The organism is Methylobacterium sp. E-025, from assembly GCF_022829705.1.
Classification (GTDB): Bacteria; Pseudomonadota; Alphaproteobacteria; order Rhizobiales; family Beijerinckiaceae; genus Methylobacterium.
In genome coordinates this window covers 59,091-67,510 of record NZ_JAKSYR010000086.1, presented here as the reverse complement: position 1 = coordinate 67,510, position 8,420 = coordinate 59,091, and the positions used below count along the sequence as shown (strand labels likewise).

Sequence of the window (8,420 nt, the reverse complement as noted above, 5' to 3'; positions counted from 1 at the left end):
GAAGACCAACCTGTTCTACGTGCCCACCAACCACGTCTGCATGGACTACGAGCCGTTCCGGGTGACCTACACCCCGGGCCAGCCCTACGTCGGTGCGACCCTGTCGATGTACCCCGCGCCGAACAGCCATGGCGGCATGGGTAACTTCATCGCCTGGGACGGCGTCGAGGGTAAGATCAAGTGGTCGAACGCCGAGCAGTTCTCGGTCTGGTCGGGCGCTCTCGCCACCGCCGGCGACGTGGTCTTCTACGGCACGCTCGAGGGCTATCTGAAGGCCGTCGACTCCAAGACGGGTAAGGAACTGTACAAGTTCAAGACCCCGTCGGGCATCATCGGCAACGTGATGACCTACCAGCACAAGGGCAAGCAGTACGTCGGCATCCTGTCGGGTGTCGGTGGCTGGGCCGGCATCGGCCTCGCGGCCGGCCTGACCGACCCGAACGCCGGTCTCGGCGCGGTGGGTGGTTACGCCGCCCTTTCGAGCTACACCAACCTCGGTGGTCAGCTCACCGTCTTCGCGCTGCCGAACTAATCGGTCGCACGAAGCCGCCTTGAAATGAGTGCCGGCGCGGGTTTCCGCGCCGGCATTCTTATGATTAGAATGCCCTCAAGAAGGCTGCGAAAGGCCGCCTGAGAGCGGCTCGACCTTCAGGTCCCAGGGAGATTTTTGCGTTGCATTACCTCAGCAAATTCGTCACGCGGCCGTTCCTGGCCGCCCTCGCCCTAGCGTCCGTCTCGATGGTCGCCGTACATGCTGAGGATGCCAAGCCCGCCGATCCCGCCCTCGCCAACTCGCTGAACACCGACGACAAGTCGGCCGAGCCCGACGACAAGCTCCTCAAGAAGGATGCCGCGGTGAAGGTCGAAGAGGGCAAGTACTTCGATGCCGAAGGTCACCCGACCTTCCACATCACCGACGCGGGCAAGAAGTTCGACTGGTACACCTACTCCGGCTACCGCCGCTATCACGCCGAGTGCCACGTCTGCCACGGGCCGGACGGCATGGGCTCGACCTACGCGCCGGCGCTCAAGGACTCGCTCAAGCACCTCTCCTACGAGGAGTTCATCGGCATCCTGGCCGGCGGCAAGCAGGACGTGAGTTCGTCCGACCAGAAGGTCATGCCCGCCTTCGGCGATAACAAGAACGTCATGTGCTACTCGGACGACCTCTACGTCTACCTGAAGGCCCGCGCTTCCGGCGCGATGGGCCGCGTCCGCCCGGGCGACAAGGAAGACAAGCCCGAGGCCGCCAAGAAGGCCGAGAAGGAGTGCATGGGCGGCTAATGCGCCGCGCACGCACCCACGCCGCGGTCGCGATCGCGCTCCTGCCTCTCTTGGCAGGGGTGCGGGACGCGGCGGCGCAGAACGTCCCCGATCTCGTCACCGCCGATGTGCTTCGCGTCTGCGGCGACCCGGGCAACATGCCGTTCTCCGAGCGCAAGGAGGACGGCTTCGAGAACCGCATCGCGGCGATCATCGCCGACGAGCTGAAGATCAAGGTCCGCTACTACTGGCTGACCCAGGGGCCCGGCTTCGTCCGCAACACCCTCGGCACCGGCCTTTGCGACCTGATCGTCGGGTCGGCCCTCGGCAGCGAGGGCGTCCAGAACACCAATCCGTACTATCGCTCGGTCTACACGCTCATCGTGAAGCAGGGCGATCTGGCGGGGGTGACGGGGCTCGACGACCCCAAGCTCAAGGGCAAGCGCATCGGCGTCATCGCCGGGACGCCGCCGGTCAACCGAATGGGCGACCTCGGCCTGATCTCGAGCATGAAGGCCTACGCGCCGTATCAGCTCGACCCGGCACGCAAGAACCAGACGGTGGGTGCCGAGATCGTGTCCGACCTTGCGGCCGGGCAGATCGACGCCGCGGTGCTTTGGGGACCGTCCGCCGGATGGCTGGCCAAGCAGAGCGGCACGGCGATGGACGTGATCCCGCTCCTGAAGGAGCCGGATCGCCCGCCGATGAGCTACCGCATCGCCATGGCGGTACGGATCGGCGAGAACGACTGGAAGCGGTCGCTGAACACCATCCTGCGCAAGCGACGCTCCGACATCGAGGCGGTGCTCCGCGACTTCGACGTGCCGCTGCTCGAAGAGGAAGAGAACAAGCTGCTCGCGCCGAACGCGCACTGAACGCGTCGTCGACAGGATATCATAACACTCGCGAAGGGTCGGGCGAACGCCCGGCCCTTCGTCGTTCCGGGATGCGTTCAGTTCCGCTCGATGCCGCTGCGGTCGAGCTTGGCCAGCGCGTCGGCGACGGTCTCGCCGCCGATGACGAGGTCGGGCGCGATCTCGGCGAGCGGCACCAGCACGAAGGCGCGCTCGCGGACGTAGCGGTGCGGAAGGACGAGGCGCTCGTCCGAGACCTCGGCGCCGGCATAGGACAGCACGTCGATGTCGATCACGCGCGGCCCCCAGCGGCGCTCGCGGATGCGGCCGAGATCGCGCTCGACGCCGAGGCAGGCATCGAGCAGGGCGTGCGGGTCGAGGTCGGTCTCGATGGCGAGGGCGCCGTTGAGGAACCAGTCCTGATCGGTCTCGCCCCAGGGCGGGGTGCGGTAGTCGGACGACCGCGCGGTGATCCGGATGCCGGGAACCGCCGCGAGCCCCCGCACCGCGGCGGCGAGATGCCCGGCCTTGTCGCCGATGTTGCTGCCGAGGCCGAGATAGGCTTGCGTCATGCCCGGGCCTCCCGCCTGCGGGTGATCAGGACCGCGATCCCGTCGAGGTTCGCGGGAACCGGCGCGCTCGGCTTGTCGACTCGGACGGTGATCGCCTCGAGAGCCGGAAACCGCGCCAGGATCTCGCCGGCGATCGCCTCGGCCAGCGCCTCGATCAGGTCGAAGCGCCGCTCGGTGGCGATCGAGACCGCGATGGCGGCGAGGTCGGCGTAGCTCACCGTCCGCGTCACGTCATCGGAGCGGCCGGCGGGCGCCAGGTCGAGGGCCGCATCGAGCGACAGGTAGAAGCGCTGCCCGAGGCGCGTCTCCTCGGGCAGCACGCCGTGATGGGCGAAGACCGCGATGCGCTCGACGAGGATGCGGTCGCTCATCGGCGGTCTCCCGGGCGCAGGACGGCGTCGACCACGCGCATCGCGTCGACATGGGCGGCGACGTCGTGGACGCGGACGATGTCGGCGCCGAGCGTCGCGGCAAGCGCATGCGCCGCGAGCGATCCGTTGAGCCGGTCGGCCGGCGCGGTCTCGCGGTCGTGCAGCCGGCCGAGCAGCGACTTGCGCGAGACGCCCACGAGGATGGGGAAGCCGAGGGCGCGGATCTCGGGCAGGCGCCGCAGCGCTTCGAGGTGCTGGTTCCAGCTCTTGCCGAAGCCGATGCCCGGATCGAGCACGATGTCGCCGTCGGGGATGCCGGCCCGGCGGGCGATGCCGAGCGAGACCTCGAAGAAGCGCAGCATGTCCGAGACGATGTCGAGGCCGGCGTCGACAGTCTCGCGGTTGTGCATGATCATCACCGGCGCGCCGTGGTCGGCGGCGACAAGGGCGATGTCGGGCTCGCGCTGCAGGCCCCAGACGTCGTTGACGATGCGGGCGCCGGCCGCCAGCGCGCTCTCGGCGGTCGAGGCCTTGTAGGTGTCGATCGAGATCGGGACGGAGAGCCGGTTCGCCAGGGCCCGGATCGCCGGAAGGACGCGGGCCTGCTCCTCCTCGACCGGCACCGGAACGTGGCCGGGGCGGGTGGACTCGCCGCCGATATCGACCAGCGCGGCGCCCTCGGCAGCCAGCGCGTCGGCCTGCCGACAGGCGGCTTCCTCGCCGACGAAGCGGCCGCCATCCGAGAAGGAATCCGGCGTGACGTTGAGGATGCCCATCACGAGGGTCCGCCGGCCCAGTTCGGGCAGCAAGCCGGCGAGGGCGGCGGGTCGATGGCTCAAGGGGCGTCGCTTCTCTGGCTCGTCGCGGGCGGCTCCCGCCGCGTCGATGTGGCCGGTTTTTCCGGGCGAAGCAACGGCGCCCGTTGCCATGAGAAAAGGCCGCCCGGTACCGCGCGGCCTCTCCAAGGTTCCTGGGCGACGCCTCAGCCGCGGTAGCAGCGGATCTCGGCCTCGGCCTGGGCGCGGCGGAGGTCGGCGACCTTGTCGTCGAACACCTTGGTCGACTTGAACTCGTTCGAGCGCGCGCCGATGCCCTGGCGCATCGAGAGCACGGTGCTCGCCTGCACGTACTTGTCGTAGGGCAGGATCGCCGCGAGCTGGTCGATCGAGCAGGTGCAGCGCTGCATCGCCTCGCGGGTCTGGCCGTTGGCGGCCATGCAGCCGAAGACGTAATCGACGCGCGCGTCGGTCGGGTAGTCGTTCTCGGCATCCGCCGCGACGACCGGCATCGCCAGCATCGTCAGCGCGACACCGGACAGGGCAAAGCCCTCAACCAGCTTTCTGATCATAGCTCAGCCGCTCCTCCAAGAGTTCGCCGCCCTCGGCATTCTTCGATTGCGCCTCGATCGAGACGATCTCGCCGGGCACCTCGGGAGAGGTGACGAAGGTGTAGGTCATGTTGTCCATGCCGCGCATGCGCTGGGCCATCCCATCGCCGAGGAAGGGCCTGGACACCACCTGCCAGGCGTCGACCGAGCGGCCCTTGTAGTCGACCTTGATCGGCGTGACGGTGGCGCCGTCGCGAAGGCCCTTGCGGATCGCGAGCTTCAGGTAGCGCGGGTTGGCCTGCAGCACCCGGGCGAGATTGGTCAGGTGGTTCTCCAGGAACAGCGGGATCACCGGGTTGCCGGACATGTCCTCGAACGGGCCGGCGGGGAACCGGTTGGTGCCCGAGAACATCTCGACGGCGATGTTGCGGCCGTCGCCGCCCGTGCCCGGCTCGAGGGTGAGCTTGATCGTGTCGTCGAGCGGCGGCCCGAACGGGCCCTTCGCGATGCCGGACCGGCGCAGGTAGTCGTAGGTCAGCGTCGAGCCGGCGGCGGCGTTCTTCAGCTGCGGCTGCTCGAACAGCAGGTCGGCCGCGCTCGGGGGCGCCGCGGCGTTCGCCTGTTCCGGCGCGGCTGCGGCGGGGGCAGGAGCCGGGGCGGCGGGTGCCCCCTCGACGGCGAGCGCCGGGGTCGCGGCAAGCAGCGCAGCGACGATCACGAAACACTTCACGAGAGGGCGTCCTCCTTGCGTGGCGCCGGGATGTTGGCCCCGATCGTCCGGTAGGTGTAGTCGGGCGGCGTCTCGGCCGCCTCCTCGACGGCGAGCGCCCGCACCTTGGCGTGCAGGGGCGACAGCGAGCAGGCGGGGTCCGTCGCCGCCGCATCGCCGGCGAGCGCCAGCGCCTGGCAGCGGCAGCCGCCCCAATCCTTCTCGCGCCGGTCGCAGGAGCGGCAGGGCTCCTGCATCCAGTCGGTGCCGCGATAGGCGGTGAAGGCCGGGGCGTTCGCCCAGATGTCGCCGAGCGAATGCTCGGTCACGTGCCAGAACTCGAGATGGCTGATCGTCTCGGCCGCATGGCACGGCAGCACCTTGCCCTGCGGCGTCACGTTGATCAGCTTGCGGCCCCAGCCGCCGGCGCAGGCCTTCGGGTACTTCGCGTAGTAGTCCGGCACGACGAGATCGATGACGAGCTGGCCCTTGAGGCGCTCGCGGGCCGCCTCGACGATGCGGATCGACTGATCGACCTGGGCCTTGTCCGGCATCAGCGCGGCGCGGTTGACGTAGGCCCAGCCGTAATACTGCGTGTGCGCCACCTCGAGGCGCTTGGCGCCGAGCTTCACCGCGAGGTCGATGAAGCCCTCGACCTCATGGATGTTGCCGCGGTGGATCACCGAGTTCAGCGTCAGCGGCAGGCCGAGCTCGGTCACCTTGGCGGCGAACTCCATCTTCTGCGGCTGCGCGTTCTTCAGGCCGCCGATCTTCTCGGCGTTGGCCGCGTCCACGCCCTGCACCGAGAGCTGCACGTGGTCGAGGCCGACGTCGTAGAGCGCCTGGAGCTTGGACAGGGCGCCGCCGACGCCGGAGGTGATCAGGTTCGAGTACAGCCCGAGCTTGGCGCAGGTCTCGGTGATCTCGACGATGTCGTTGCGCGCCGTCGGCTCGCCGCCGGACAGGTGGACATGGAGCACGCCGAGGCCCGCGGCCTCGGTCAGCACCCGCTGCCAGGTCGCGGTGTCGAGCTCGCGCGAGCGCCGGTCGAGGTCGAGCGGGTTCGAGCAGTACGGGCAGCGCAGCGGGCAGCGGTGCGTCAGCTCGGCGAGCAGCCCGACCGGGGCCGGGATCGCCGCCGCGTTCGGGGTCAGCGCGATCATCGCTCCAGCACCCTCTTTCCGGCGAGGTCGTTCAGCATGGCCAGCACGTCGACCTCGATCGCGCGCGGGTCGGCGGCGTAGGTCTCGCCGAGCCGGTCGGCGATGGCGGCGACGCTGGTCTTGCCGTCGACGAGGTTGAGGACCGCGACGGCGTTGGCGTCGAGGTCGAAGGTGCGCTCGGGGGCGAGCAGCACGTGCTTGTCGCGGGTCTGGTCGAACCGCATCCGCACGCCGCGGGGCAGGCGCGGCACGTCGGTCGCCGACAGGCGGCCGGTGCCGGGCGCCCCCCCTTGCGTCTCGGCGACGAGCCCGGTGCCGGGCGTCCAGGCGTCGGGCGGGATCATCCCGGGCGCGACGTAGGCGAAGTACAGCGCGTCGAGCTGGGTCCACAGCACGTTGCACTTGAAGGTCAGCGCCGCCATCGCCTGACGTTGCAGCTCGGGCGTGGTGGCATGGCGCTTGACGTAGTCGAGGGCGAAGTCGGCGTCGCGCGGCGCCTGGGTCATGCGCTTCTCGAAGTACGCCAGCGTCTCCTTGGTGATGAAGTCGTAGTTCTTCAGCATGCCCGAAACGCGCTCGGAGATGATGTTCGGCGAGAACATCTCGGTGAGCGACGAGGCGATCGCCTCCAGCAGCGAGCGCTCCGCGACGAAGTGCACGTAGGCCTCGACCGAGAACTTGGTGGCCGACAGGATGCCGGCGGTCGACTCGACGTAGTCGCGCCGGAAGCCGACGCCCTCGGCGAGCTTCAGCCAGCGCTCGATGCCGCCGTCGCCCGGCGCATCGCCGTCGTGGTCGACGATGCGCTGGCGCCAGACGCGGCGGAGCGCGGCGTCGGTCATCCGCGCCAGCACCGCGGCGTCCTTCACCGGGATCATCGCCTGGTAGTAGTAGCGGTTCAGCGCCCAGGCCCGGACCTGATCCTTGCTCAGCTTGCCGTCGTGCAGCAGGCGGTGGAACGGATGCAGGTTGTGATAGCGCCGGGCGCCGATGTCGCGCAGCGCCGCCTCGAGCTCGTCGGGGCTGAGCAGGCGCTCGGACGTGTCGGATTGAGGGGTCGGGAACACTGCGTTCATGGCGTCACCAAGCGTCCGTTCGGAGGCGTTTCCTGGTCGTCTGTCGATCACCGCGTCTGGCGGCGGCTTCGCGGCGCAATCGAATCGCGCACGTCCCGTCATGAGATAGGTCGCGGGGCCGACAAATGCCAACCGCGCCCGGTCGTCGCCGTCAGAGGCTCAGGGTGAGCCCGTCATGGGCGACGACCCATCCGTCCGCCTCGACCGCCGCGCGCTCGGGCGAGCCTTCGACGAGGACGGGGTTGGTGTTGTTGATGTGGACGAAGACGCGCGAACCGATCGCGACGTCCTTCAGGCCGGCGACCGAGCCGCCGTCGCCCCGCATCGGCACGTGCCCCATGCGCCATCCGGTCTTGGTGCCGACGCCGGCGCGGATCATGTCGTCGTTGTGCAGCACCGTGCCGTCGAAGAGCAGCGCGTCGACGCCGGCGATCCGGGCCTTCAGATCCTCGGTGACGCGGGCGCAGCCGGGAATGTAGGCGAGGCGGCGGCCGCCGGCCTCGATCATCGCGCCGACCGTGCTCTCGGATTCGGCGCCGAGCTCGAGATCAGCATCCTCGAGCCAGAGCGGGACCTTGCCGGGCACCGAGAACAGCGTGACCGCAAGTCCCGGCAGCGGCTCGAAGCGCTGGCCGAGCGTGATCGCCTCCCGGGCGACGACGCCCTCGGCCATCACGTCGAAGACGCGGTTCTCGGCGACCGAGCCGAGGATGCTGCCGGTGCCGTAGAGCGTGTAGGGCTGGCCCTCGCGCAGCGTCAGAAGGCCGGCGACGTGATCGACGTCGCCGTTGGTGAGCAGCACCGCGCGGATCGGCGAGTGGCGCAGGCCTTCCCGCGGATGCATCGCCGGGTTGTCGAAAAGTTGCTGCCGGATGTCCGGCGAGGCGTTCACCAGGAGCCAATCCCCGCCATCGGTGGAGACGGCGATGCTCGACTGGGTCCGCGGCCTGACGCGGTCGGGCTCGCTGCGGGCGAGCCGGCAGTTCGGGCAGCGGCAATTCCACTGGGGAAGCCCGCCGCCGGCAGCCGAGCCGAGGATCAGGACGCGCATGGAGTGGTCCGATGCAGCCAACAACCCTCAGCTC

General features: G+C 69.3%; 10 protein-coding genes and 1 pseudogene. 3 read left to right on the top strand and 8 right to left on the bottom strand.

Features of this window, described 5'->3' with window-relative positions; genetic code table 11:
• The 3 genes and pseudogenes from xoxF5 to xoxJ form a co-directional block, all read left to right on the top strand.
• Window positions 1–532: pseudogene (gene xoxF5 / locus MKK64_RS10685) on the top strand (lanthanide-dependent methanol dehydrogenase XoxF5); the annotation flags it as partial.
• A 206-nt stretch (window positions 533–738) separates the two neighbouring features.
• Entirely contained in the window at window positions 739–1,284 is a 546-nt protein-coding gene (locus tag MKK64_RS10680; RefSeq protein ID WP_210247496.1) for a c-type cytochrome, methanol metabolism-related, read from the top strand.
• Complete coding sequence (gene xoxJ, locus MKK64_RS10675) at window positions 1,284–2,138, top strand: rare earth element methanol dehydrogenase accessory protein XoxJ (protein ID WP_243934463.1); 855 nt, start codon at window positions 1,284–1,286, stop codon at window positions 2,136–2,138. Before MKK64_RS10680 ends, xoxJ begins: the two co-directional genes overlap by 1 nt.
• 77 nt (window positions 2,139–2,215) lie before the next feature.
• On the opposite strand, the gene folK is transcribed toward xoxJ, so the two are convergent.
• The 8 genes from folK to pqqB all read right to left on the bottom strand — a co-directional run bounded on the left by folK (window position 2,216) and on the right by pqqB (window position 8,386).
• Window positions 2,216–2,689 carry a 2-amino-4-hydroxy-6-hydroxymethyldihydropteridine diphosphokinase gene (gene folK / locus MKK64_RS10670; protein WP_243934461.1) on the bottom strand — a complete coding sequence of 158 codons (474 nt, stop codon included), beginning with the start codon at window positions 2,687–2,689 and terminating at the stop codon, window positions 2,216–2,218.
• Window positions 2,686–3,060, bottom strand: coding sequence for a dihydroneopterin aldolase (gene folB, locus MKK64_RS10665; RefSeq protein WP_147725789.1), 375 nt, complete (start codon window positions 3,058–3,060; stop codon window positions 2,686–2,688). The genes folK and folB overlap by 4 nt, the downstream gene beginning before the upstream one ends.
• Window positions 3,057–3,836 (bottom strand): dihydropteroate synthase, encoded by a 780-nt coding sequence (gene folP / locus MKK64_RS10660; protein WP_243934473.1) that lies wholly within the window; start codon window positions 3,834–3,836, stop codon window positions 3,057–3,059. The genes folB and folP overlap by 4 nt, the downstream gene beginning before the upstream one ends.
• A gap of 206 nt (window positions 3,837–4,042) precedes the next feature.
• Entirely contained in the window at window positions 4,043–4,408 is a 366-nt protein-coding gene (locus MKK64_RS10655) for a hypothetical protein (RefSeq protein ID WP_147725787.1), read from the bottom strand.
• Window positions 4,389–5,117: a hypothetical protein gene (locus MKK64_RS10650; RefSeq protein ID WP_147725786.1), complete on the bottom strand. Its 729-nt coding sequence runs from the start codon at window positions 5,115–5,117 to the stop codon at window positions 4,389–4,391. Before MKK64_RS10650 ends, MKK64_RS10655 begins: the two co-directional genes overlap by 20 nt.
• Complete coding sequence (gene pqqE / locus MKK64_RS10645) at window positions 5,114–6,259, bottom strand: pyrroloquinoline quinone biosynthesis protein PqqE (protein ID WP_243934459.1); 1,146 nt, start codon at window positions 6,257–6,259, stop codon at window positions 5,114–5,116. Before pqqE ends, MKK64_RS10650 begins: the two co-directional genes overlap by 4 nt.
• Complete coding sequence (gene pqqC / locus MKK64_RS10640; RefSeq protein WP_147842605.1) at window positions 6,256–7,335, bottom strand: pyrroloquinoline-quinone synthase PqqC; 1,080 nt, start codon at window positions 7,333–7,335, stop codon at window positions 6,256–6,258. Before pqqC ends, pqqE begins: the two co-directional genes overlap by 4 nt.
• Before the next feature lie 151 nt (window positions 7,336–7,486).
• A complete protein-coding gene (gene pqqB, locus MKK64_RS10635) occupies window positions 7,487–8,386 on the bottom strand; it encodes a pyrroloquinoline quinone biosynthesis protein PqqB (protein ID WP_243934453.1) in 900 nt (299 codons plus the stop codon).
• Between the last annotated feature and the right edge of the window lie 34 nt (window positions 8,387–8,420).

Bases quoted from the DNA above. Each gene is read 5' to 3' on its own strand.
- MKK64_RS10680 (WP_210247496.1), top strand. From the start codon at position 739: ATGGTCGCCGTACATGCTGAGGATGCCAAGCCCGCCGATCCCGCCCTC.
- xoxJ (WP_243934463.1), top strand. From the start codon at position 1,284: ATGCGCCGCGCACGCACCCACGCCGCGGTCGCGATCGCGCTCCTGCCT.
- folK (WP_243934461.1), bottom strand. From the start codon at position 2,689: ATGACGCAAGCCTATCTCGGCCTCGGCAGCAACATCGGCGACAAGGCC.
- folB (WP_147725789.1), bottom strand. From the start codon at position 3,060: ATGAGCGACCGCATCCTCGTCGAGCGCATCGCGGTCTTCGCCCATCAC.
- folP (WP_243934473.1), bottom strand. From the start codon at position 3,836: ATGGGCATCCTCAACGTCACGCCGGATTCCTTCTCGGATGGCGGCCGC.
- MKK64_RS10655 (WP_147725787.1), bottom strand. From the start codon at position 4,408: ATGATCAGAAAGCTGGTTGAGGGCTTTGCCCTGTCCGGTGTCGCGCTG.
- pqqE (WP_243934459.1), bottom strand. From the start codon at position 6,259: ATGATCGCGCTGACCCCGAACGCGGCGGCGATCCCGGCCCCGGTCGGG.
- pqqC (WP_147842605.1), bottom strand. From the start codon at position 7,335: ATGAACGCAGTGTTCCCGACCCCTCAATCCGACACGTCCGAGCGCCTG.
- pqqB (WP_243934453.1), bottom strand. From the start codon at position 8,386: ATGCGCGTCCTGATCCTCGGCTCGGCTGCCGGCGGCGGGCTTCCCCAG.